General features: G+C 69.1%; 21 protein-coding genes. 8 read left to right on the top strand and 13 right to left on the bottom strand.

Annotated features, from left to right (window positions below; all coding sequences use genetic code 11):
* Positions 1-37: 37 nt before the first annotated feature.
* Positions 38-469 (bottom strand): organic hydroperoxide resistance protein, encoded by a 432-nt coding sequence (locus tag ACLJO0_RS19245; RefSeq protein WP_410579847.1) that lies wholly within the window; start codon positions 467-469, stop codon positions 38-40.
* 139 nt (positions 470-608) lie between these two features.
* Between ACLJO0_RS19245 and ACLJO0_RS19240 the strand changes: the two genes are divergently transcribed.
* Entirely contained in the window at positions 609-2,171 is a 1,563-nt protein-coding gene (locus ACLJO0_RS19240) for a BTAD domain-containing putative transcriptional regulator (protein WP_410579846.1), read from the top strand.
* Here the strand turns inward: ACLJO0_RS19240 and ACLJO0_RS19235 are convergent, their stop codons facing one another.
* From ACLJO0_RS19235 to ACLJO0_RS19210, 6 genes are all read right to left on the bottom strand, one after another.
* On the bottom strand, positions 2,172-3,770 hold the full coding sequence (locus ACLJO0_RS19235; protein ID WP_410579845.1) for an alpha-amylase family glycosyl hydrolase: 1,599 nt from the start codon (positions 3,768-3,770) through the stop codon (positions 2,172-2,174).
* 50 nt (positions 3,771-3,820) lie between these two features.
* Positions 3,821-4,690 (bottom strand): carbohydrate ABC transporter permease, encoded by an 870-nt coding sequence (locus ACLJO0_RS19230; protein ID WP_410579844.1) that lies wholly within the window; start codon positions 4,688-4,690, stop codon positions 3,821-3,823.
* Positions 4,687-5,661: a carbohydrate ABC transporter permease gene (locus ACLJO0_RS19225; RefSeq protein WP_410579843.1), complete on the bottom strand. Its 975-nt coding sequence runs from the start codon at positions 5,659-5,661 to the stop codon at positions 4,687-4,689. Before ACLJO0_RS19225 ends, ACLJO0_RS19230 begins: the two co-directional genes overlap by 4 nt.
* The gene (locus tag ACLJO0_RS19220; RefSeq protein ID WP_410579842.1) at positions 5,639-7,018 is read right to left on the bottom strand and encodes an ABC transporter substrate-binding protein; all 1,380 of its coding nucleotides are present in this window, start codon (positions 7,016-7,018) and stop codon (positions 5,639-5,641) included. Before ACLJO0_RS19220 ends, ACLJO0_RS19225 begins: the two co-directional genes overlap by 23 nt.
* Before the next feature lie 227 nt (positions 7,019-7,245).
* On the bottom strand, positions 7,246-8,250 hold the full coding sequence (locus ACLJO0_RS19215) for a LacI family DNA-binding transcriptional regulator (protein WP_410579841.1): 1,005 nt from the start codon (positions 8,248-8,250) through the stop codon (positions 7,246-7,248).
* 32 nt (positions 8,251-8,282) lie between these two features.
* Positions 8,283-9,479, bottom strand: coding sequence for an MFS transporter (locus ACLJO0_RS19210; RefSeq protein WP_410579840.1), 1,197 nt, complete (start codon positions 9,477-9,479; stop codon positions 8,283-8,285).
* Positions 9,480-9,534: 55 nt separating this feature from the next.
* Between ACLJO0_RS19210 and ACLJO0_RS19205 the strand changes: the two genes are divergently transcribed.
* Both ACLJO0_RS19205 and ACLJO0_RS19200 read left to right on the top strand, forming a co-directional pair.
* Positions 9,535-10,080 (top strand): hypothetical protein, encoded by a 546-nt coding sequence (locus tag ACLJO0_RS19205; protein WP_410579839.1) that lies wholly within the window; start codon positions 9,535-9,537, stop codon positions 10,078-10,080.
* 114 nt (positions 10,081-10,194) lie between these two features.
* Positions 10,195-11,577, top strand: coding sequence for a PepSY-associated TM helix domain-containing protein (locus ACLJO0_RS19200; RefSeq protein ID WP_410579838.1), 1,383 nt, complete (start codon positions 10,195-10,197; stop codon positions 11,575-11,577).
* On the opposite strand, the gene ACLJO0_RS19195 is transcribed toward ACLJO0_RS19200, so the two are convergent.
* Positions 11,567-12,463 carry an SDR family NAD(P)-dependent oxidoreductase gene (locus ACLJO0_RS19195; RefSeq protein ID WP_410579837.1) on the bottom strand — a complete coding sequence of 299 codons (897 nt, stop codon included), beginning with the start codon at positions 12,461-12,463 and terminating at the stop codon, positions 11,567-11,569. The genes ACLJO0_RS19200 and ACLJO0_RS19195 overlap by 11 nt on opposite strands.
* Before the next feature lie 79 nt (positions 12,464-12,542).
* Between ACLJO0_RS19195 and ACLJO0_RS19190 the strand changes: the two genes are divergently transcribed.
* Positions 12,543-13,118: a TetR/AcrR family transcriptional regulator gene (locus ACLJO0_RS19190; RefSeq protein ID WP_410579836.1), complete on the top strand. Its 576-nt coding sequence runs from the start codon at positions 12,543-12,545 to the stop codon at positions 13,116-13,118.
* Positions 13,119-13,135: 17 nt separating this feature from the next.
* On the top strand, positions 13,136-14,254 hold the full coding sequence (locus ACLJO0_RS19185; protein WP_410579835.1) for a PucR family transcriptional regulator: 1,119 nt from the start codon (positions 13,136-13,138) through the stop codon (positions 14,252-14,254).
* Here the strand turns inward: ACLJO0_RS19185 and ACLJO0_RS19180 are convergent.
* The 3 genes from ACLJO0_RS19180 to ACLJO0_RS19170 all read right to left on the bottom strand — a co-directional run bounded on the left by ACLJO0_RS19180 (position 14,251) and on the right by ACLJO0_RS19170 (position 17,327).
* Positions 14,251-15,192, bottom strand: coding sequence for an alpha/beta hydrolase (locus tag ACLJO0_RS19180; RefSeq protein ID WP_410579834.1), 942 nt, complete (start codon positions 15,190-15,192; stop codon positions 14,251-14,253). The two genes, ACLJO0_RS19185 and ACLJO0_RS19180, sit on opposite strands and share 4 nt — an antisense overlap.
* A 64-nt stretch (positions 15,193-15,256) precedes the next feature.
* Positions 15,257-16,564: an MFS transporter gene (locus ACLJO0_RS19175; protein WP_410579833.1), complete on the bottom strand. Its 1,308-nt coding sequence runs from the start codon at positions 16,562-16,564 to the stop codon at positions 15,257-15,259.
* Positions 16,565-16,685: 121 nt separating this feature from the next.
* Complete coding sequence (locus tag ACLJO0_RS19170) at positions 16,686-17,327, bottom strand: TetR/AcrR family transcriptional regulator (RefSeq protein WP_125794412.1); 642 nt, start codon at positions 17,325-17,327, stop codon at positions 16,686-16,688.
* A gap of 127 nt (positions 17,328-17,454) precedes the next feature.
* On the opposite strand from ACLJO0_RS19170, the gene ACLJO0_RS19165 reads away from it, so the two are divergent.
* From ACLJO0_RS19165 to ACLJO0_RS19155, 3 genes are all read left to right on the top strand, one after another.
* Entirely contained in the window at positions 17,455-18,303 is an 849-nt protein-coding gene (locus tag ACLJO0_RS19165; RefSeq protein ID WP_410579832.1) for a shikimate dehydrogenase, read from the top strand.
* Positions 18,293-20,056, top strand: a complete 1,764-nt coding sequence (locus tag ACLJO0_RS19160) for a bifunctional sugar phosphate isomerase/epimerase/4-hydroxyphenylpyruvate dioxygenase family protein (protein ID WP_410579831.1) — start codon at positions 18,293-18,295, stop codon at positions 20,054-20,056. The genes ACLJO0_RS19165 and ACLJO0_RS19160 overlap by 11 nt, the downstream gene beginning before the upstream one ends.
* Before the next feature lie 104 nt (positions 20,057-20,160).
* Positions 20,161-21,339 carry a DUF222 domain-containing protein gene (locus ACLJO0_RS19155; RefSeq protein WP_410579892.1) on the top strand — a complete coding sequence of 393 codons (1,179 nt, stop codon included), beginning with the start codon at positions 20,161-20,163 and terminating at the stop codon, positions 21,337-21,339.
* 555 nt (positions 21,340-21,894) lie between these two features.
* On the opposite strand, the gene ACLJO0_RS19150 is transcribed toward ACLJO0_RS19155, so the two are convergent.
* Together ACLJO0_RS19150 and ACLJO0_RS19145 are read right to left on the bottom strand one after the other, a co-directional pair.
* A complete protein-coding gene (locus ACLJO0_RS19150; RefSeq protein ID WP_410579830.1) occupies positions 21,895-23,070 on the bottom strand; it encodes a 4-hydroxybenzoate 3-monooxygenase in 1,176 nt (391 codons plus the stop codon).
* Positions 23,071-23,102: 32 nt separating this feature from the next.
* On the bottom strand, positions 23,103-23,873 hold the full coding sequence (locus ACLJO0_RS19145; RefSeq protein WP_410579829.1) for an IclR family transcriptional regulator: 771 nt from the start codon (positions 23,871-23,873) through the stop codon (positions 23,103-23,105).
* Positions 23,874-23,883: the final 10 nt, after the last annotated feature.

The raw sequence follows: 23,883 nt of genomic DNA, 5'->3' as shown, positions 1-23,883 counted from the left end.
GCGTGACCGTGTCCTGCCACTCGCGAGACCCCGCACCTCACGCCATGGTCGCGTCCAACGTGACCTCGATGTTCCCCCGCGTCGCCTTGGAATACGGGCACACCTGGTGCGCGCCCTGGACCAGTTCGTCGGCGGTGGCCTGGTCGATGCCGGAGGCCTCCAGGTGCAGCGCGGCGCTCAGATGGAACTCACCGGCGTCGGTGTCGTGGTGCAGCGTCACCTCGGCGACGACCGCGAGGTCGTTCAGCGGCACCTTCTTGACGCCGGCGACACGGCGGACGGCGCCGACGAAGCACGACGCCCAGCCCGCGGCGAACAGCTGCTCGGGGTTCGTGCCGTCGCCGGAGCCGCCGAAGGCCTTCGGCACGGCGAGGCCGACGTCGAGCACGCCGTCATCGGAGGTCGCGCGGCCACCGTTGCGGCCTTCCGCGGTCGAAGTGGCGACGGCGGTGTAAGTGGTTTCAGACATGCAACCACCGTAGGAATCCGGTCGTGACCGCGGCGACCGTCGGACGACGTCATTCCTGTACGTCATCCGCGGACGACGTACGCCGACGACGTCGCCCGACGCTCGCCGCGCCCGGCCGTGGCGACTTACCTTCCCGCTCATGTCCTACCTGCCGCAGGAAGTCCGGTACCGCTTCACCGTGCTCGGCCCGCCCGGCTTCACCAGCGGCGGCACGCGCCTGGACCTCGGCTCACCGCAGCAGCAAGCTGTCCTGATGTCGCTGATCGCCAACGCGGGCAGCTTCGTCCGGACCGGCGAGCTGATCGACGGGCTCTGGGGCGAGCGGGCACCCGCCACCGGCGAGGCCGTCATCCGGACCTACATCTCCCGCCTCCGGCGGCTTCTCGCGTTGCAGGGACTGGGATCGGCGATCATCTCGCGCTCCGGTGGCTACCGGCTGGACCCGGACTCCTTCGACGTGGATGCCGTCGAATTCGCCAGGTTGATCGAGAGCGCGCGACAGACGCACACCGTGGAGACGGCCGCGAAACTCCTGGAGCGCGCGCTCGCTCTGTGGACCGGAACGGCGCTGGCCGGCGTTCCCGGCGAAGCGGCCGAACAGGAACGCTCGCGGCTGGAGCGGCTGAAACTCACCGCCACCCAAGACCTGCTGCGGCTGCGCCTGGAACTCGGGGAGCACGACGAGGTGATGGCCGAGGTACCCGCGCTGATCGAACGGAACCGCCTCGAAGAACCGCTGTACGAGATCTACCTGCTCGCACTCCATCGCGGCGGTCGCCGGGCCGAGGCGCTCGAACTCTACCGGTCGGTCCACGACCTGTTCGACGAGGAACTCGGCGTCCGGCCGGGGCCGAAACTGCGGGCGCTGCACGAGAAGGTACTGCACGCGGAGGACGAGCAGGCCCCGGCGCTTCGTGAACCGGACTCGCTGTTCGTCGGGCGGGAGCGCGAACGCGCCGAATTCCGGCGGTTGCTCGCGAGAGATCCGGACGGGGCCGAGCTGATGTTCCTCACCGGCGCTCCCGGGATCGGGAAGTCGAGCCTGTTGCGGAAGTTCGCCGAAGACGCGGCCGCCATGGGCAAACCCGTGAGGCTGGTGGACGAGCCCGACGATGTTACGGGCGTCTTCCGTGGCCTGCCTGCAAATGCCACGGTGGTGATCGCGGGCCGGAGTGGCCCGGACGCCACGGTGCTGGTGGACCCGTCGTGGTCGGGGAAGGTCAGGATCCGGAAGCTCGACGCCCTGAGTGAAACCGAGTCCGCGGCGCTCCTCGAAGCACGAGATGTCGACCCGGTCCTCCGGAAGTCCATTGTGGACTTCGCGGCGGGCAACCCGTTCGCGCTCTCCCTGGCCGCCGAGGTCAGCAGATCACCGCGGCCGGACGCGGCACGCTATGTGGTGGACACGGTTTACGCCCATCTCGCCGGTGATCCGCCGACGGAAGCGCACCGGTGGGCGTTGTACGTATGCGCGCAAGCGGACCACACCACCGAAGACCTCCTCCGGTCGGTGCTGCCGGGAGGACGGTCGTCGGAGCTGTTCGACTGGCTTCACGGCCACCCCTGTGTCGAGACCGCCCCGCGCGGCCTCGTCATCGGTGGCGTGCTCCGTGAGGTGCTCGACAGGCACCTCCGGTGGCGTGACCCGTCCGGCCGCGCACGGATGCGCGGCCGGATCAGCCGGGTCACGACCGGCCGGTGATCAGGTGCGCAGCCACACCGCTGTGTCCGTCGGGAGTTCACCGGCGACCGGTCCACTGGCCATGAGCACTTCGCGATGCGACGGCAGCGGCACCGGCGAGTCCGAGAAGTTCAGCACGAAGGTGAACCCCGGTTCCCGGGTGAACGCGAGTACACCTTCGCCCAGTTCCAGCCACTCCAGTTCGCCGGGGCCGAGCGCGGGGAGTTCGTCCCGCAGGCGCAGGCCGGCGCGGTAGAGCGCGAGCATCGACGCGGCGTCGGCCGCCTGCGCCTCCGCCGTACTGGAGCGCCATTCCGCGGGCTGGGGCAGCCACGTCCCGCCGGTGCCGAAGCCGAACGGCGGTGCGTCGCCGGACCAGGGGATCGGGACACGACATCCGTCACGGCCGGGGTCGGCGCCGTTAGTGCGGGTCCACACCGGATCCTGGCGGAGTCCGTCCGGGATGTCCTCGACCTCCCAAAGGCCGAGCTCTTCCCCCTGGTACACGTACAGACCGCCCGGCAGCGCCATGGTCAGCAACGCCGCCGCGCGCGCCCGGCGGGTGCCGAGCTCGCGGTCCACCGGCGTGCCGTGCAGCCGGTCGGCGAACGCGAAACCCGTGTCGCCGTCGCGGCCGTACCGGGTCACATGCCGGGTGACGTCGTGGTTCGACAGCACCCAGGCCGCGGGCGCGTCGACCTCCTCGTGTGCCACCAGCGTCCGCTGGACGACGTCCCGGAACCGCGCGGAATCCCACGGGCACACCAGGAAATCGAAGTTGAACGCCGCGTGCAGTTCGTCGCGGCGGAGGTACCGCGCGGCACGCGACATGTCCGGCAGCCACATCTCGCCGACCAGCACCCGGTCGCCGGGGTAGCTGTCGGCGATCTTGCGCCACGACCGGTAGATCTCGTGCAGCCCCTCCTGATCGGAGAACGGCGTCTCGTCACCGGGATCGACGTCGGGCAGTCGCGGGTCCTTCACCAGCCCGTCGGCGACGTCGATGCGGAAGCCGTCGACCCCGCGGTCGAACCAGAACCGCAGCACGTCCTCGAAATCCTGGCGGATGTCCTGGTTGTCCCAGTTGAAGTCCGGCTGGCGCGAGCTGTACAGGTGCAGATACCACTCGCCGTCCGGGACCCGTGTCCACGCGGAGCCGCCGAAGCGCGACTTCCAGTTGTTCGGCGGCTCGGCGCCGTCCGGCCCGCGACCCGGCCGGAACCAGAACCGTTGCCGCTCCGGCGATCCCGGCTCCGCCGCGAGTGCTTCCTGGAACCAGCGATGCTCGTCGGAGCAGTGGTTCGGCACGATGTCGATGATCACGCGGATCCCCTTGGCGTGGGCCGCGGCGATCAGGTCCTCCGCTTCGGCGAGGGTGCCGAAGAGCGGGTCGATGTCCCGGAAATCGGCGACGTCGTAGCCGCCGTCGTCCATCGGCGACGGATACCACGGGGTGAACCAGATCGCGTCGATCCCCAGTTCGGCCAGGTAGTCCAGCCGCGCGCGGACGCCGGCGAGATCGCCGACGCCGTCGCCGTTCCCGTCGGCGAAACTGCGGATGTAGACCTGGTAGATCGCCGCGCTCCGCCACCATCCGGCGGTCTGCCCCAATGCGGTCACGGAAGTGCCCTCCTCAGTCGTTCGTGGATATCCCGAATGCGGCGAAGAATTCAGCCTTTGACGCTGCCTGCGGTGAGCCCGGCGAGGATGTGCCGTTGGAACGCCAGGAACAGCGCCACCATCGGCAGGCTGGCCAGCACCATGCCCGCGACGAGCACGTTCAGCGGCATGTCGATGGCCACTCGTTGCAGCATCACCGACAGCGTCTGCTTTTCGGTGTCCGGGAACACCAGCAGCGGCCAGATGAAGTCCTTCCACGCGGCCACCACCGCGAGGATCGACACCACGGCCAGGATCGGCCGGGAGATCGGCAGGATGATGCGCCACAGCGTGCGCACCGGACCGGCGCCGTCGAGCCGCGCGGCCTCGATCAGCTCGTCCGGGATCTGGTCGAAGAACCGTTTCAGCAGATAGATGTTGAACGCGTTCGCGGCGGCGGGCAGCCAGATCGCCGCCGGCGAGTTGATCAGGTTGATGTGCAGCAACGGCAGATCGGTGATCGTCACGTAGGTCGGCACCAGCAGCGCCGCGGCCGGAAGCATCAACGTCGCGAGCATGAGTCCCAGTACGACGTTGCCGAATTTCGGCCGCAGCTTCGACAACGCGAACGCCGCGGGGACGTCGATGGCCAGCTGGGCCAGCCAGGCGCCCCCGGCGACGATGATCGTGTTGAGGAAGTACTTGCCGAGACTCAGCTGATCCCACGCGTCGGCGAAGGTCTCCGGATGCCATTCGGTCGGGACGAGCGTCGCCGGTGTCTGAGCCAGCTCCTGTGGCGACTTCATCGCCCCCGTCACGACCCAGTACAGCGGGAACAGGAACGCGATGACGAACAGAAGCAGGGTGCAGCCGAAGATGACCGCGTAGCCGATCTTGCCGCCGGGGCTGCGAAGCGTGCTGGGGGAGACGAGCGTCCTCATGACTGATCCGCCTTCCGGGTCAGGCGCACGTACAACGCGGAGAACACCCCGAGCGCGACGAACAGCAACAGGCTCAACGCGCTGGCCGAGCCGAAGTCGTTGTAGACGAAGGCATAGCGGTACAGCAGAAGGAGCACGGTGACGGTGGAGTCGTCCGGCCCGCCGCCGGTCATCACGTACGGCTCGGTGAACACCTGCATGGTCGCGACGACCTGCAGCAACAGGAGCACCAGCAGCACGAACCTGGTCTGCGGCAACGTGACGTGGACCAGGCGCTTCCACAGCCCAGCGCCGTCGAGCTCCGCGGCTTCGTAGAGCTCGCCGGGGATCGTGCCGAGCGCGGCGAGGTAGATCAGCGTCGTGCTGCCCATGTTCGCCCACGTGGAGACGAACACCAGCGACAGCATCGATGTGTCACTCGAGTCGAGCCATTGGCCGCCCGGCAGGCCGACGGCGCCGAGCGCGGAGTTGAACAGACCGGAACCCGGGTCGTAGAACCACTTCCACATCAGCGCGGTGACCACCGGCGGCAGCATCACCGGCAGATAGACCGCGAGCCGGAAGAACGCCTTGGCGTGCCGCAGTTCGTTGAGCAGCACCGCGGTCAGGAACGGCACCACGAAACCGAAGACCAGCGCGAGCCCGGTGAACAGCAGTGTGTTGCGCCAGGCGACGCCGAACAGTGGATCTTCGAACAGGCGGGTGAAGTTGTCGAAGCCGACCCACGTCGGCGGGTTGACGAAGTCCACCTGCTGGAAGCTCAGCAGCACCCCGCGCACGATCGGATACCAGGAGAACAGCGCGAACACCACGAGCGCGGCGCACAGCAGCCCGTACGCGGTGAGGTTCTCCTTCAGCTTGCGGCGCAACCGGTTCCGCCGGCGTTCGGCCGCGGACGCGACCGGCCGACCGGCCCGCGACGACGATGTCGCGGGCCAGTCGAGGACGCTACTTGACTTGGGCGAGGACACTGTTGACCTTCGACTCCGCCGACGACAGCTGCTGATCGATATTCGCGTTCCGATCGGTGAGCACCGCCTGCATCACACTGTCGAGGACGGCGTAGACCTGCTGCGCGTTCGGCGGTTCGATACTGCCCTTGATCCGCGAACTGGCGTCCACATAGGACTGATAGTTTTCGGCGGGGACGTTGGCGTGCTTGGCTTTGATCGCGAGCTGCTGGTCGCGGACGGCGCCCTGCCAGACGTCAGGGGTCGGCTCGGCGGGCAGCCCGACCGGCTGCTTGCCGTCTACGTACTGCTGGACGTGCTTCTCGAACCGATCCGGGTTGAGGTACTTCCAGCGGACCCATTCCAGGCCGGCCTTGATCTTCTCCGGGGAGGCCTTGGGGTTGAGCATGTAGCCTTCGCCGCCGAGCAGCGTGCCCTGCCCGCCCGGCATCCCGGCGACGCCGTAGTCCTCGTACTTGCCGTTGAACTGCTTGACCAGTACCGGGACGTTGTCCGGCGCGGCCATGTACATGCCGAGCTGGCCCGCGCCCATCATGCGCTGCACGTCCTGTGCTTCCAGCAACTGCTTGGCGCCCATGGAGTCGTCGTCCCACCGCATGGCGCGCAGCTGGTTCAGCGCGGCCTTGGCCTTGTCGTTGTTGAAGGCGGCGACCCACTTGTCGCCCTCCTTGCGCGCGACCTCGCTGCCCATGGAGTAGAGCCAGCCGGTGAGGTGCCAGCCGCCCTGGTTGTTCTTGCTGTAGTCGGCGTATCCGACGGTGCCGTTGCCCAGCGCGGCGATCTTCTTCGCCGCTTCGCGGACCTCGTCCCAGGTCTGCGGCGGCTTGTTCGGGTCGAGCCCGGCCTTCTGGAACAGCGGACGGCTGTAGACCAGGCCCATGCTGTAGTTCATCGTCGGCAGGCCGTAGAGCTTGCCGTCGGCGCCCCGGAAGTTGTCCAGCAACTCCGGCTTGATGTCGCCGAAGTTCTTCAGTCCCTTGGCCGCTTCGGTGATGTCGGCGGCCTGACGGCGCGCGATGATCTGCGCCGGGTCGGTGAAGTAGACGTAGTAGACGTCTTCGAGCTGCCCGCCGGCGAGTTTGGCGGAGAACGTCTTCGGGTCCATGAACCCTTCGTGCGGCTCGATGTCTATGTCCGGGTGGGTCTCCTCGAACTCCTTGACGTCGGCGTCGAAGACGCCGCGTTCGAACGGCTGGCTGGTCGGGGGCTGGCCGGTGACGGTGATCTTGACCTTGCCCCCGGCCCCGGTGGTTTCACCGGAGCCGGATCCGCAGGCGGCCACGCCCAGGGTCAGTCCGCCCGCAAGGAGCAGGCAGAACATCCGGCGGCGCACGGTGGGGGACCAAGTGCTGCTCATCTTCAAGCCTCATCTCGGGATCGCGACGGCTGTCACGTGATTGCGGTCACTCTAAAACGAAGCCCCGGATTAACGCAATAACTGGATGAGAACTTGCAACTTTTCGACAGTCGGTGTGTGCAGGGCGCCTTGAATACATGAAGGCCCCCTTCACGGCGCTAGGCGCAGTGCAGGGGGCCTTCATGTACTTGAGACTGGAGGGGCTCATCGACCCCGCAAGTAGGTGACTAGTTGCGGCGGGCGGTGGAACCCCGGACGACGAGTTCGGGGGCGAAAAGCAGCTCCTCGGCCGCGACCTCGCCACCGTTTATGCGCTTGACCAGCAGTTCCACCACGGCGCGGCCCATCGCCTCGATCGGCTGGCGGGTCGTGGTCAGCGGCGGGTCGGTGCAGTTCATCAGTGCCGAATCGTCGTAACCGACCACCGAGATGTCTTCCGGGACCGACAGCCCCTGCCGCCGGGCGGCGCGGATCGCGCCCAGGGCCAGCAGGTCGCTCGCGCACAGCACCGCCGTCGCGCCGCGCGGGTACAGCCGGGCCGCGGCCGCGTGCCCGCCTTCGATGGAGAACATGCCGTGTTCGACGAGTTCGTCCAGGACGGGGAGCCCGAGTTTCCCCGCGTAGGCGCGGAATGCCTCGAGTTTGCGCTGGGACGGCACGTGGTCGCTCGGGCCGAGGACGAGGCCGATCTTCTCGTGCCCGAGCGAGCTCAGATGCCCGACGACCTGCTCGACGGCGACCGCGTCGTCGCACGAGATCTGCGGCAGTCCGAGATGCTCGACGGCGGCGTTGATCAGCACCGTCGGCAGGCGGCGTTCGGCGAGATGGTGGTAGTGGGAGTGCACCGCGTCGGACTGGGCGTAGAGCCCGCCTGCGAACACGACACCCGAAACCTGCTGCTGCAGAAGCAGTTCGACGTACTCCGCTTCGGAGACGCCGCCCGCGGTCCGGGTGCACAGCACCGGGGTGAAACCCTGCTGGGCCAGTGCGTTGCCCATGATCTCGGCCAACGCGGGGAAGATGGGATTCTGCAGTTCGGGAAGGACCAGCCCGACCAGGCGGGCGCGATCACCGCGCAGCTGGGTGGGCCGTTCGTAGCCCATCACGTCCAGCGCGGTGAGGACGGCGGCCCGGGTGCCGGCGGAGACCCCGGAACGGCCGTTGAGTACCCGGCTGACCGTGGCTTCACTGACCCCGACCTTGCGGGCGACTTCGGCAAGACGACGCGTCATGGCTGAAACTTTACCGCAAGCGAGCGCAAAACCTAGACATTCTTGATCGGTGCGGTGACCCTGAAGTCGCGCGAAGAGGGAACGAGCGCGGCGGCCGCCGGAGCGGCGAAGCAGACGACCGCGCAGGCCGCCAAGACGGGCGCCGCTCCGAACCGGTCGATCGCGGGCGCGATGAGGGCCAGCCCGGCGGGCGCCAGGCCGTAGGAGAACAGGAAGTCCAAAGAGGACACCCGGGCGAGCTTGCCCGGCTCGACCTCCCGCTGGGTCGCGGTGAACCACGGGACGTTGAACAGTTCGATGCCCAGTCCGGCGACGGTGTAGGCGGCCACGACGAAGGCCGGATGCACCGGGAACAGCAGGCTCAGTGGCGCGAAGCCGTAGCAGCCGAGCCCGATCAGCGCCGCCCAGCCCTGCCGCCTGGGGCGCCAGCGCGCGATGACGACGGCGCCCGCGAGCGCGCCGATCGTGTACGCGGTGAGCCCGGCGGCCAGGACGGCTTCGGTGTCATAGCGGTCGCGGCTGACCAGCGGCAGCACGACACCGGTGGCGGAATAGCCGGTCGCGATCACGGCGGTCAGCGCGCCGAGCCCGGCGAGGAACCACGGATGACGTCGAGCTTCGCGGAGGCCGTCGGCGAACTCGCCGAAGAAGCGGACCTTCGTCTTGGCCGGGGCGGGCGCGAACGTGCCTCGCGGCGGGATCAGCGCCGCACCCAGCCACAGCACCGCGGTCCCGATCACCAGCGCCGACGTCGAGGCGAACTGGGAGAGCAGTGCGGTGAGCCCCGGCGCGACCAAGGTCGTGACCCGGACGGCGAGCGTCATCGCGGCGTTGGCCTGCTGACGCCGGTCCTCGGCGATCACTTCCGCGGTCAGCGCCTGGAACGCCGGGCGGCAAGCGCCCTGACCGACGCCGACGACGGCGGCCGCGACGGCCATCAGCAGGACGGACCGGCCCATACCGGCCGCGATCAGGGGAGTGGCGAGACCCGCGATGAGCCCGGCCCAGAGCACGACCCCGCGCCGTGAATACCGGTCGGCGAGTACCCCGGCCACCGGGACCGCCACGAGGAATCCGGCGGTCCGCGCGGCCAGCACGATGCCGAGGTCCACGGCCGAAAGCGACCGCTGCAGCACGGCCAGTCCGAGGATGAACGGCAGAGCCCACGTCGCCAGTCCGGAGGCGGTGTTCCCGGTCCAGAGCCGGACGAACGACAGGCTGCGGAACACCGGGTGACGATAGCAAGGAGAGACAGCGGGCCTGGTCGCGCTCTACTCTGCCTCCGTGCGCACGCCGACCCCGACCCGAGGCCCGGCCCGGCGCCTCCGCGGCGGGGCCGTGGGGGTCCTGACCGGCACTTTGGCGACCGGTGCCCACGTCGGGACCAGCGGGCGAGTCCCCGACCTCGGCGTGGTCGTGCTGCTCGTCGCCCTGCTGAGCTGGGTGGCGTACGCGTTCGCGGGCCGTCGGCGCGGTCCGCTCGCCATCCTCTGCCTGGTCGTGGGCGGGCAGGTGGCGATGCACGCCTGCCTGACCTTCCTGACCTGGCAGTCGCACTCCCATCACGCCGAAACCCCGGGCAACGGCCTGGCCATGGCGGCCGGGCACGCCGCCGCGACCCTGGTGGTGGCCATGGTGCTCGCGGGCGCCGAGCGCGTCCTGTTCGCGCTCACGGCGCTGATCGCTTCGGTCCTCCCGCGCCGCCTGACCCCGCGGCCGGCGACGGCGCCGCTGCGGATCCACGTCCCGCTCGCGGTGGAGTTCCCCGCGACCGAGGCGCTCCTGCGGGACGTGCTTTCGCGGCGCGGTCCGCCGGTGTTGTTCGCCTGATCCCCGAAACCCTGCCGAGACCCATGCCCCGGCAGGGCTCTGCCCGCGTGCCGTGACCATTCCGGCGCGCGGCGAAGGCGCACGCCTCCCCACCGACGCCTCAGGAGTTCCCCCATGGCAACGCAAACCGATCCGACCACGAGTCCACCCCGCACGTCCGGCTGGCGCGGACTGTTCCTCCGTCTCCACTTCTACGCCGGTGTCCTCGTCGGCCCGTTCGTCCTCATCGCCGCCCTCACCGGCGTTCTGTACGCGGCGACGCCGCAGATGGAGTCCTGGATCTACGCCGATCAGCTCCGGGCACCCGTCGGGCTGAACCAGGTCTCACTCGCCGACCAGGTCAAAGCGGCTCAGGCGGCCAACCCCGGCGGTGATCTGGTCGCCGTCCGTCCCGCTCCCGAACCGGGAGACACGACCCGAGTGCTCTTCGCCCAAGACGGGCTCGGCGAATCCGAACGGCGCGCGATCTTCGTCGACCCCGCCACCGCGCAGGTGCGCGGGGATCTCGTCGCGTACGGCTCGAGCGGTGCCTTGCCGTTCCGGACCACGCTCGACCAGTTGCACCGCAACCTGCTGCTCGGCGAGCCGGGACGGCTGTACAGCGAACTGGCCGCGTCCTGGTTGTGGGTGGTCGCGCTGGGCGGTCTCGTGCTGTGGGTGAGCCGCCGCCGCGCCCGCCGGAACGAGAAGGCCGAGTCCGTCCGCGGGAAGTCGGTGCGCCGTCACGGATCTGTCGGCTTGTGGGTGCTGCTCGGCGCGCTGTTCCTTTCCGCGACAGGGCTGACATGGTCGGCGTACGCGGGCGAGAACGTCTCGGCGCTGCGTGAATCCCTCGGCTGGGCCACGCCCGCGTTGAAGGTGACCGGCGCCGACGAACACGCCGGGCACACCGGGCACTCGGGTCACGGCGAAGCACCCGCCGCGAAACCCGAGAGCGTGGACGCGATGCTCGCTTCGGCCCGCGCCGCCGGGATCGACGCGCCCTCGGTGGAGATCGGACTGCCCACCGAACCCGGCGGTCCTTGGCAGGTGGCGGAAGTCGAGCGCGGCTGGCCGACGCAGGTCGACGCCGTCGCGGTCGACGGGACCACCGGGCAGATCCTCGGCGAGGTGCGGTTCGACGACTACCCGCTGATGGCGAAGCTCGCCCGATGGGGGATCGACGCGCATATGGGCGTGCTGTTCGGCTGGCCCAACCAGATCTTGCTGCTCCTGCTCGGCGCCGGGCTGGTCACGCTGGTCGTGCTCGGCTACCGGATGTGGTGGCGGCGCAGGCCGGCCCGGGCCACCGGACTGACCTTCGGGCGGCCCATCCCGCGCGGGCAGTGGCGAAAGGCCCCGCCCGTCTTCGTGGCTGGTCTTCTCGTCCTCGCCGCCGCGATCGGCTGGTTCGTGCCGTTGTTCGGCCTCAGTCTGCTGGCGTTCCTGGTGATCGACCTGGTGCTGGGCCTGCGGTCCCGCCGGTCCGAACCGGAAGCCGCCGACGTCACCGAATGAGCTCCGCGCTCGCCGCCCACAACCGGGCGGCGAGCGCGGTGTCGGCCAGCCTGCCACGTACCGGTTCCCGCCGGGGTTCACCGCGCAGGCCGAACACCCGGGGGCCGAACATCTCGCCGCCGCGCACGGCGGGATCGAGAACGGCGCGGACGGCGGGCCAGGCACCGGCTTCCTTGCCCTGCAAAAGAAGTCCGGCCGGGAACTTCCGCCCGCCCGGCGACGCGTGCACCGGCCTGGGCGGGGTCAGCGAGTCGAGCGCGCCGCCGGGATGGTCGACGACGCTCAGCACCGTGCTGCCTTCCGCGCGCAGCCGCCTGTCGAGTTCGAAGGCGAACAGCATCTGTGCCTGCTTCGAGCGCGCATAGGTGCGTTTGGGCTGGTAGTCGTGCTTGCTCTGGAGATCGTCCAGATCGAGTTCCGCGGACTTGCCCACGAAACTGCCCGTGGTGACGACGCGGCCGGCCTCCGCCGCTTCGAGCAAGGGCATCAGCCGATGCACCAGCATGAAATGGCCGAGATGGTTGGTGGCGAAGGTCAGTTCGAGGCCATCGGCGGTCTCCTGCCTCGGCTGGTCCTCCAGGAGGACGCCCGCGTTGCAGACGACGGCGTCCAGCCGCTCGATCTCCATGGTGTCCACAGAGGACTTGATGGACGAAAGATCGGAAAGGTCGAGCCGCAGGTGCCCGAGTCTCGCGTCCGGGACCCGGGACCGGATCGAGGCCATCGCTGCGTCGGCCTTGGTGGCGTCACGGCTGCCGAGGAGCACGGCGGCCCCGGAGCAGGCGAGCTGTTCGGCGACGAAGTAGCCGATCCCCGCGTTGCCGCCGGTGACCAGGAAGGTCTTGCCGTCGGCTCGGGGCAGGTGGTGGACGTCCCAGTCACTCATGACGTGCTCCTCGAAGTCGAAGTCATTCCGAAGATACACTCGGTACGATTTCGGAGTGACTTCGATGTAAGGTGATCGCATGGGACCGACCGAGCCGGGCAGGCGTGAACGCAAGAAGGCGGCGACCCGCCAGGCCCTGTCGGAGGCGGCGCGAGAACTGTTCCTGGAACGGGGTTTCGACAACGTCACCGTCGCGGAGATCGCGGACAGCGCGGACACGGCGGTGTCCACGCTGTTCGCGCACTTCCCCGGCGGCAAGGAGGCGCTGGTCCTCGGCCACGGGCAGGAACGCGAGGCGGCACTCGCCACCGCCGTGCGGGAACGCGCCGAGGGCGTCTCGATCCTGGAAGCCTTGCGGGACTTCCTCGCGACTCGCGGCCCGTTCGATCCGGATCCCGGGCCACTGGCGCGCCGGGTCGCGGATCTGGTGATCGACACCCCGGCATTGCGCGCCTACGCCAGGACTTTGTGGACAGGCTGCGAGGACGCGCTCACGAAGGTCATCGCCGAAGCGGCCGGCCAGGACGATTTCTCCGTGCGGCTGCTGGCCCGCTATGTCCTGGAGGTCCCGGACCTCGCCGGTGCCGAGCCGGATCCCGCCGCGGCACTGGACGCCGCTTTCGTCTTCCTGCGACGAGGCTGGCCGGGGTTCTGAGCGGCTAGCCTGGAGCGATGAAGGGTCTGCTCTTGCGGCTGTCCGAGGTGGACGCCGACGCGGAAGCCGCGGTCCGGGTCATCGCCTATTTCGATGAACTCGTGGCCAGGCGGGCCCGCCTCTCCGATCTGGTGCGCGCCACCGCGGCGCTCGCGGGCTGCGTGGCCGGGCTGCGCCGTGAAGGCGTCCCGTCGCCACTGCGGTTCACCCCGGACGGCGAGCCCGCCGCCGATGCGGTGACAGAGCCCGCGTCGGCCGACCTCGGTGAGCCGCCGGGGAAGGTCTGGCTGGAGCGGGCCGGTTCGCCGGGGCCGCTCGACGACCTCGTGCTGGAGCGGTTCGCCATGGCGGCCCGCGTCCTCGGCCGCGCCGAACCCGGTGGAAACGCGCCGCATCTGGCGGATCCCGCGCTCGTCGAATTGCTGCTGGGCGAGCAGGCGGGGGAGGAGGACCGGGCCAGGGCGCTCCGGCTGCTCGGCCTGGCCGCCGGACGACCGGTGCGGGTACTGGCCGTCGGTACCGAGGACGGCCGCGATCCCGGTGCGGCCGCCGTCGGGCTGCTGGCGCGAGGCGGTTCGCTGCCCAGGCTGCCTGTGGCGACGGTGGGGGAAGTCGCCGCCGTACTGCTGCAACCCCGCGACGACGACGCGATCGTGGGTGCGCTGCGTTCCGCGCTCGCCGACCGGGCGAGGGAACGCGACGCCATCGGCGGAGTGCGAGTCGGCGTCGGTGACGCCGTGCCGGGACTCGAAGCGCGTCGCTCGTGGTTGCAGGCGAGGCTGGCGGAACGCTTCGCCGTCCCCGCCGCCGAGCCGATCGTGGTGCACGGCGACCTGGGCTCACTCACCCTGCTCGCCGAGGTACCGGTGGCACGGTTACAGGGACAGGCCGACGTCCTCGCACTGGACGCCCTCGCCGCGACGCCGACCGGGGCCGCCGACGTCGCGGCACTGGAAGCGTTCTGCCGCACGGGATCGCTGCGGCAGGCGGCGGTCGCGCTGCACCGTCACCACAGTTCGGTGGCGGCCCGGCTGGCCCACGTCGAAGACGCGCTGGGCTGGCGGCTGGACGAGCCGGGCGACCGCTTCCGCGCGCGTCTCGCCTTGCTCGCCCGCCGCCTCGCGCAACGCGGCTAGACCTCTAGTGCCCTTGCGAGCACGGTGATCGCTTCGGCGACCTCGCGTTTGCTCACCGCGGCGTGCTCCACCGAGGACGAGCCGTGGAACGTTCCCGGGAACAGGTGCAGTTCGGTGGTGACGCCGGAGGCGAGAAGAGCCTGGGCGTAGGCGATCCCCTCGTCGCGCAACGGGTCGAACTCCATCACCGAGACGTAGGCGGGCGGCAGGCCGCTCAGGTCCACCGCCCTGGCGGGCGCCGCGTGGACGGGGACGTCCACGCCGCCGCGAACACCCTTGCCGAGATAGCAGTCCCAGCTGATCTCGGCCCTCGGCTTGTTCCACTGTGGAGTGTCGACGAACGCCCGCATGCTCGGCGTGTCCAACCGGTCGTCCACCTCCGGCACCCCGAGGTACTGGAAAGCGATCGCCGGGCCACCCCGGTCACGGGCGAGCAGGGCGAGCGCCGCGCACAACCCGCCGCCCGCGCTGATGCCGTGGATCGCGATCCGGCCGGGGTCGACGCCGAGTTCGGCCGCGTTCTTCGCGACCCAGGTGAGCGCCGCGTAGCAGTCTTCGAGAGCCGCCGGATACGGCGCTTCCGGCGCGAGCCGGTAGTCGACCGACACCACGACGACGCCGATTTCCCTGCCGAAACGCACGTTGGCCGCGTGATCGATCTCCAGGTCACCGATGACGAACCCGCCCCCGTGGACGTCGAAGATCGCGGCGGGCGCGGCGATCCGGTCCGGCGTGTAGATCCGCACCCGGACGTCCGGCGCGCCTTCGGGGCCGGGTACTCGTTCCTCGCGGATGCCGACACCCGTTTCGTCCACCACTCCCTGCCGCTCCGCGAGCACCGCCTTCAGCTGTTCCCGGGTGGCGGGCAGATCGGTGAGGTCCAGTTTGGGCAACAGCGGGACGGCCGGGGCGATTTCGGGGTCGTACGCGTAGGTCATCAGTCGTACTCCTGACTCGGCGGGAGGATCCGCCACCGATGATGGCCGCCCCGGCCGCCGGATTTCATCCGCCACGCGTCGCGGAAGCGGGCTCTTTCACCCACCGAACGTGCGCCGCGCCGAGGTCTTCGGTCGGAACGCGGTGCGTCTCGCGGGCGGTGAGCGCCGCCGTGGCACTGAGCAGGCAGACGGCGGCGGTGAAGATGGCGACGCCGAGCCAGTCTTCCTTCCCCGAGCCGATCGCGGCCACCACGCTGGGGGCGAACCCGGCGATGGCGAACCCGATCTGGGTGCCGATCGCCATCCCCGAAAGGCGGACCTTCGCGCTGAACATCTCGCCGTAGAACGACGGCCACACCCCGTTGACAGCACTGTAGGCGACACCGAACAGCAGGATGCCGAGCGCGAAGATCAGCGGATACGAACCGTCCGAAATGGACCACAGGTACGGGAAGATCAGCACGGCGCAGGCGAGACAGCCCGCGATGAACACCGGTTTGCGGCCGATCCGATCGGAAAGCCCTGCCAGGAAAGGGATCGCGAGCAGTGCGACGACATTGGCCAGTACGCCGACCCACAGTATCGGCCCGCGTTCGAGCCCGACCGTGTTGACCGCGTAGCTCAGCGCGTAGACGGTGAAGATCGTGCTGACGGAGGCGATGGTGGCCGCGGCGACGACGCGGAGCACGTCCTTCCAGTGTGTCCGGAAGAGGACGGCGACCGGCAGTTTGGCGACGTCGGAGCGGTTCTGTTCGAACACCGGGGTCTCGTCGATCTTGCGGCGGATCACGAAGCCGGCCACCACCACGACGGCACTGCACCAGAACGGGATCCGCCAGCCCCAGGTGAGCAACTGTTCCTGGGGGAGCGCGGCGATCGGCAGGAAGACCGCGGTGGCGAGGATCTGGCCGGCCTGGGTGCCGCTGAGGGTGAAGCTCGTGTAGTAGCCGCGCCGGTGGGCAGGCGCGTGCTCCATCGACATCGAGTTGGCGCCCGCCTGTTCGCCGGCGGCCGAAAGTCCTTGCAGCAGGCGGAGAACCACCAGCAGGATCGGGGCGAGCACGCCGATGGAGGCGTAGGTCGGCAGGCAGCCGACGAGGAATGTCGTGGCGCCCATCAGCAACAGCGTGAACACCAGGACCTTCTTGCGGCCGAGGCGGTCGCCGACGTGCCCGAGCACGAACGCGCCGACCGGGCGGGCCAGGTAGCCGACGCCGAAGGTCGCCAGCGCCAGCAGTGTTCCGGTGGCGGGGGAGGAGGCCGGGAAGAAGACCTTGTTGAACACCAGCGCGGCGGCGGTTCCGTAGATGAAGAAGTCGTAGTACTCCAGTGCGCTGCCGATCCAGGCCGCCAGTGCGGCCTTGCGGGGCATGCCTTGCGTGACAGGAGGGGGAGAGGCCACGTCGACGCTCCAATGTACGATCCAGCAATGTACGATCTAGTTAGTTAATACAGCGTGCGAGACGGTGCCCCGGTTGTCAAGAGCGGGGATTTCAGGCCGTCAGGTACTCGATCACCAGGTCGCCCAGCATCAGGCGATAGTGGGCGCGGCGCGCGGGGTCGAGCATGTCGCGGCCGAAGATCGCGGAGAAGGTGTGCCGGTTCGCGAGGCGGAACACGCAGAACGAGCTGATCACCATGTGCACGTCGAGCGCGTCGACGTCGTCGCGGAACCGGCCTGCTTCCCGGCCGCGGTCGAGGATGCGGGTGAGCACGTCGAGGGCCGGATTCGCCATACCCGACAAGGCTTCGGACCGCGCGATGTGCTCGCCGTGATGGATGTTCTCGATGCTCACGAGCCGGATGAAGTCCGGGTTCGCTTCGTGGTGGTCGAAGGTGAGCTCGGCGAGCTGACGGATCGCGTCCTCGGGTTCGAGGTGGTCGACGTCCAGATCCTGTTCGAGGGCACGGATGGTCGCGTACGCCCGCTCGAGCGCGGCGACGTAGAGCTGCTCCTTGCCGCCGAAGTAGTAGTAGATCATCCGCTTCGTGGTGCTCGTACGATCGGCGATCTCGTCCACTCTGGCGCCGGCATAACCCTTGTCGGCGAACTCTCTGGTGGCCACCGCGAGGATTTCGGCGCGGGTGCGTTCCTTGTCGCGCTGGCGCTCGACCTCGGACGACGGTGCGGCCACCTGACTCCCTCCGAACCGCTGGTGGAGGCCCCACTCTAGCGCAGCCCTTCTCGCGTCGGCCGGTCCGCGCTACAGTGAACTCACTAGTTCGTACATTAACTCTGCTCGGCATCCATGGAGGATCTTGGTGACCAGCTACCTCATCGGCCTGGTCGGCACCGGCATCGGGCCGTCACTGAGCCCGGCGTTGCACGAACGGGAAGCCGACGAACTCGGGCTGCGCTATCTCTACCGGCGGCTCGACCTCGACGTGCTGAGGATGCCGATCGGTGAGGTGCTGGCCGCCGCGCGGACCGCGGGCTTCGACGGCCTCAACATCACCCATCCGGTGAAACAACAGGTGCTGCCGTACCTCGACGAGATCGCGCCCGACGCGGCGGCACTCGGCGCGGTGAACACGGTGGTGTTCCGCGAAGGGGTGGCGACCGGGTACAACACGGACGCGACCGGTTTCGCCCGCAACCTCATCCAAGGACTGCCCGACGCCGACATGGACACGGTCGTCCTCCTCGGCGCGGGCGGGGCGGGCGCCGCCGTGGCCCATGCCCTGCTTTCGCTGGGAACCGGACGGCTGATCGTCCACGACGTCGACTCCGCGCGCGCCGGGACCCTGGTGGCCGGACTGCGAAAGCGGTTCGGTGACGACCGCGCTCTTTCCGGCTCGCTCGAAGACGTTCGGACCACCGACGGCCTCGTCCACGCCACCCCGACCGGGATGGCCGCGTATCCGGGATCGCCGGTTCCCGCCGAGTCGCTGCGGCCCGGGATGTGGGTGGCCGACATCGTGTACCGGCCGCTGGAGACCACGCTGCTGAAACAGGCGCGGGAGCGCGGATGCCGGACGCTGCACGGCGGCGGGATGGTGGTCTTCCAGGCGGCGGACTCGTTCCGTCTCTTCACCGGCGCGGAGCCGGACGCTGACCGGATGATCCGTCATTTCGAAGCGCTGGAAGGGAAACCCGCCCATGCCCGGTGACACCGCCATCGCGACCGTCTGCCTGTCGGGCACGCTCGAGGACAAACTCGCCGCGGCCGCCGCGGCCGGCTTCGACGGGGTCGAGATCTTCGAGAACGACCTGATCGCGTCACGGAGGTCGCCCTCGGAGATCCGGCGGCTCTGCGCCGACCTCGGCCTCACGATCGATCTCTACCAGCCTTTCCGTGATTTCGAGGCGGTGCCGCCGGACGTGCTCCGGTCGAACCTTCGCCGGGCACGCCGGAAGTTCGACCTCATGGCCGAACTCGGAGTGGACACCGTCCTGGTCTGTTCGTCGGTCTCGCCCGACGCCGTCGACGACGACGATCTCGCCGCCTCGCAGTTGTATGAATTGGCTTCGCTGGCCGCGTCGCGCGGAATCCGTGTCGCCTACGAAGCCCTTGCGTGGGGCCGGTTCGTGAACACGTACGAGCACGCGTGGCGGATCGTCCGGCGGGCCGACCACGCGGCCTTGGGGGTCTGCCTCGACAGCTTCCACATCCTTTCGCGGCGCAGCGATCCCCGCGCGATCCGGACCATTCCGGGGGAGAAGATCTTCTTCCTGCAGCTGGCCGACGCGCCGATGTTGGACATGGACGTGCTGCACTGGAGCAGGCATCACCGGCTCTTCCCTGGGCAAGGCGCGTTCGACCTGGCCACGTTCACCGGTCACGTCCTGGCGGCGGGTTATCGAGGGCCGCTTTCGCTGGAGGTGTTCAACGATGTGTTCCGGCAGGCGGACCCGCGACCCGCGGCTGTAGACGCCATGCGATCACTGGTGGCGTTGCGTGAATCCGTTGGCACCCTTGAGATTCCCGAGGCTCCGCGACTGGATGGGCACGCCTTCGCGGAGCTGGCCGTTTCGGGAACGGTGCTGGCGGAACTCGGCTTCACCCACGTCGGAACCCACCGCACGAAGCCGGTCCAGTTGTGGCAGCAGGGATCGGCGCGCTTGCTGGTGAACGAAGCGACCGAGGAAGGTGCGATCAGTGCCCTCGGCCTGACCAGCGCGAACCCGGCCGGATCGGCGCTGCGCGCGGAGACGTTGCTCGCGCCGGTCCTGCCCCGCGAACACGGCCCGGACGAGGCGGACCTGTCCGCCGTCGCCGCGCCGGACGGGACCGAGATCTTCTTCTGTGGCAACGAAGAATGGCTGCGCGACTTCGTTTCTTCCAGGACCTCGCCGTCCGGGCTGGGGATCACCGGCATCGACCACATCGCCTTGACCCAGCCCTTCGATCACTTCGACGAGGCGACGCTGTTCTACCGTTCGGTGCTGGGCCTCCGGCCGGAACCGGTCTCGGAGTTCGCGGCGCCGTTCGGGCTCGTGCGCAGCCGTGCGGTCGGAGATCAGAACGTCCGCCTGACGTTGGACAGCGCACTGGTGCGGCGAGGGGAGTGGGCGCCGGGAGTGCCGTCGCCACAACACATCGCTCTCGCTTGCGACGATGCCATCGCCGTCGCGCGGGCGATGCGGGAGGCGGGTGCGCCACTGCTTTCGATCCCCGGGAACTACTACGACGACCTCGATGCGCGGTTCGATCTCCCGTTTTCGTCGGCACTGCGCGAAAACTCGGTGCTGTATGACCGGGACGCGTCCGGCGAATTCCTGCACTTCTGCACAGAACTGGTCGGCTCGCGGGTGTTTTTCGAGGTGGTGCAAAGGATCGGCGGGTATCGCGGGTACGGGGTCGTGAACACGCCGGTGTACATGACAGCGCATCGGGAACGGCGCCTCAGTCTGGCGCACTGAGGCTCGCTCCAGTTTTTGTCGGTGGCCGGTTGTAGGTTCGTTCCGTGGCTACCACTGGGGCCGAACTCAAGGCCGTTCTCGAGGAAATCGCCGATCCCGAACGTTTGGAGGAGATCAATGCGTTAGTCGATTCGTTGGACGACAAGGATTCTCTGCTGGTCGCGAAGCAAGCCGGTGTCGCGCTGGCACGCATCGAGGCGCTGCGGTATCGGGCGCTGTCGCGGTTGAGCAAGGTGCGCGGCGGCGTGCGGAGTGTGGTGCAGGAAGTGGCACTGGAACTGTCTCTTGTGGACGCTTTCGCCGGTTCTCTCGTGGCGACCGGGGTGGCGTTGACGTCGCGGCTGCCGCGGACGTTGTCGTTGATGGACCGCGGAAAGGTAAGCGGGTTCGCCGCGCAGAAGGTGGCCGAAGCGACGGCATGGTTGTCCGACGAGGACTCCCTGGCGGCCGATGCGGCACTGGAGTCGCGGTTACCGGACAAGAACAGTGATCAGGTCAGGAAGGCCGCGAGCTACGCGGCGACGAGGGCCGACCGAACCGGTGCCGAAAGACGGACGGCCGAGCGCAGGGAAGGCCGCCGCCTGTCCATGGCGCAAGGCGAGGCCGGAGTCGCGTCGATCGAGGTGGTGGACGGCCCGGTCGAGAAGGTCACCGCGGCGTACCAACGAATCCACCGGGAAGCGCGAGCGCTTCGCAACCAGGGGGATACGCGGACAATGGACCAGCTCCGGGCTGATATCGCGCTCGACCTGCTCCTCGGTGGACAGGGTGGCGTCTCCGAGCGCGCCGAGGTGTTCCTGTACATGGACCTCACCACGTACCTGGGCTTGAACGACGACCCCGTGAAGATGGCCGGACACGGCTATATCCCGGCCGGGCTGGGCCGTCACATCGCCACCGGACCGGACACCGTCCTCCGGCGCATCATCACCGATCCGCTCAGCGGCCAAGTCCAAGACCTGGGCAGAACGCGATATCGCCCCGACGCGGCGACCGCCGAGTTCGTCCGAGTGCGGGATCGCGAGTGCCGAAGACCCGGCTGCGACCGGGCCGCCCACACCTGCGAACTCGACCATGCGATCCCCTGGCAGTTCCAGGGCGAAACGAACGTGGCCGATCTGGTCACCTACTGCCGTCGTGACCACCGGCTGAAGGACGAACCCGGCTGGATCTATCGCCTCGACCCCGACGGCAGCCTCACCGTCACCACACCCACCGGGCAGACCCACACCAGCACACCGCCGCCGCTACACGAGCCACGACCCGATTCCCTGCCGTTCTGAGGCGTTTCCGTGAAACGGCGACGGGGTGGGGGCCGGCTTGTGGTCGTGGGTGTCGGGTTACCGCGGGACGGCGACGGTTGGGGTGAGCCGGGCTTGGCGGTGGGCCGTGGGTTGTGGCTTGTTTTGGTTGGTGTCGTTGGGTGGTAATGCCTGCTTGAGTCGGCGCCGTGTTGCGGGGTGAGGGTTCGGTTGTTGCCGTGAAACGGGCGATCGGGGGAGTGTCTGCGTTGGGTTTGTCGGTGTGGCGTTGCCGCCAAATGGCGACGTCTGGTGTCCGGCTCTGATAAGTCGTGCCGGTAGGCCGTGGTTGCGGTTGGTCTTTGTCGTCGTTGCCGCTCGGCGAGGTCGGTGTTGCCGTGAAACGGCGACGTCGTGGACCCTTTCCGATCAAGGTTCGCCTGCAGATAGAGATTCCCAGCTTGTCTTGGTCGTTGTCGCTCGGCGGTAACGACCGCCCGGTCGCAGTTGCCCCGTCAGTGACGGCCACCGCTCGGCCAGGTCCGGCCGTTGCCGCCAAACGGCGAAAGCCGTGACCCCCCCGCCCACTCATCCGAATCAGAAACCGATCGGCAGTCCCGCGTAGTTCTCCGCCAGTCCCGCCCGCCCCGCCTCGCTCCGCGCCAGCCACTGCAATTGCGAAAGCTGCAGCTGCCGGTCGAAAGGATCGTCCGACTGGTGCAGCATCGTCGTCATCCACCACGAGAAATGCGTGCATCGCCAGACCCGGCGCAGTGCGGTGTCGGAGTAGGCGTCGGCGAGCGTGGAGTCCTTGTCCCGCACCAAAGCCGCCAGGGCGGGGGCGAGGAGGGCGACGTCGGCGACGGCGAGGTTGAGGCCTTTGGCGCCGGTGGGCGGCACGATATGGGCGGCGTCGCCGGCGAGGAACAGGCGGCCGTGCCGCATGGGCTGCTGCACGAAACTGCGCATGGGCAGCACGCTCTTGTCGGTGATCGGCCCTGGCGTGAGGGTCCAGCCGTCCTGGCCGTGGCCGAGCCGGGTCGCGAGCGCCTCCCAGATCCGGTCGTCGGACCAGGTGCCGATGTCGGTGCCGTTGGGCACTTGCAGGTACAGCCGGCTGACGGTGGCCGAACGCATCGAGTGCATCGCGAAACCGTCGGGATGCCAGGCGTAGATGAGCTCGTCGGTTGACGGGGCGACGTCGGCGAGGACACCGAGCCACGAATACGGGTAGGTGCGCTCCCAAGTCTGCTTCGCGGCGTCGGGAATCGCGGTGCGGCAAGGGCCGAAGGAGCCGTCGCAGCCGACGATGACGTCGGCGTCGAGCCTCTGCGGTATGCCGTCCGCGTCGGTGAAGGTGAGGTAGGGCCGGTCGGTCTCGATGTCGTGCACGGCGGTGTCGGCCACCTCGTAGTGGATCTGCTGCCCGGCTGCCGCTCGTGCCTTGCCGAGGTCCTTCGTCACCTCGGTCTGGCCGTACACGGTGACGCTTCGCCCGACCAGGTCCACGAAGTCGAGATGGTGTCGCTCCCGCGGCCACTGCAGGTAGATGCCGCGGTGCTCGTCGCCCTCGCGGTCGAGCCGGTCCGCCAGGCCTGTCTCGCGAAGGAGGTCCACTGTGGACTGTTCGAGAATGCCAGCCCGGATCCGCGCCTCGACGTACTCGCGCGAGCGGGTCTCGACGATCACCGATTCGACCCCTGCCAGATCGAGAAGATGCGACAGGAGCAGTCCGGCCGGGCCGGCGCCGACGATGGCGACTGGGGTTCGCATGACCGGAGTCTGGCCGCCGGATGGGCGAACTCCTAGCGTTCGCTTCCACTCAGTGAAAGCGGCAGGCTCCGCCCGATTCCGGCGGCCGCGACCTGGAGCGCGGAGACCAGCCTCGCCCGGCCGCGGCTCAGATCCGGGACGACCAGGCCGAGCGCCGCGACGACCTCGCCACCGGACGGCCGGATCGGGACGGCCACCGAGCAGGCGCCTCGGCTCATCTCCTCGACGGTTTGCGCGAAACCCTCTCGGCGGACGCGCCGCAACTGCTCGCGGAGCCGTCCGGGCTGGGTGATGGTGTACGGCGTGACGCGGGTCAGGGAGGCGAGTACCTGCCGCTGGACGTCCTCCGGAGCCCAGGCCAGCAGCACCTTCCCGACGCCGGTGGCGTGCAGCGGCAGCCGTCCGCCGATCCGGCTGACCACCGGCACGGACGCGTTCCCGGAGAGCCGGTCGAGGTAGAGCACCTGGACGCCGTCCCGCTCGCCGAGGTGCACGGTGGCGCCGGTCGCTCCGTAGAGGTCCTGGAGGAAGGGAGCGGCGACCTGCCGCAGTTCGAACTGGACGGGCGCGAGCAGGCCGAGGTCCCACAGCCGCCTGCCGACGGCGTACCGATCCTCGCGCCGCTCCAGCGCGCCGAGGCCCACGAGTTCGCGGGCGATCCGGTGCGCGGTGGGCAGCGGCAGGCCGGCGCGGCCCGCGAGTTCGGTCAGCGAGAGCACCCGATGGTCGACGTCGAACGCGCCGAGCAGCGCGAACGCCCGTGACGTGACGCTGGCGCCCGGCGTGGACAGGTTTCCGGCCATCCGGACATTC

It is taken from the genome of Amycolatopsis sp. lyj-108 (assembly GCF_046549005.1).
In the GTDB taxonomy this organism is placed as follows: domain Bacteria; phylum Actinomycetota; class Actinomycetes; order Mycobacteriales; family Pseudonocardiaceae; genus Amycolatopsis.
The sequence above is the reverse complement of the archived record's forward strand: the minus strand, read 5'-3'. Positions and strand labels throughout refer to the sequence as shown.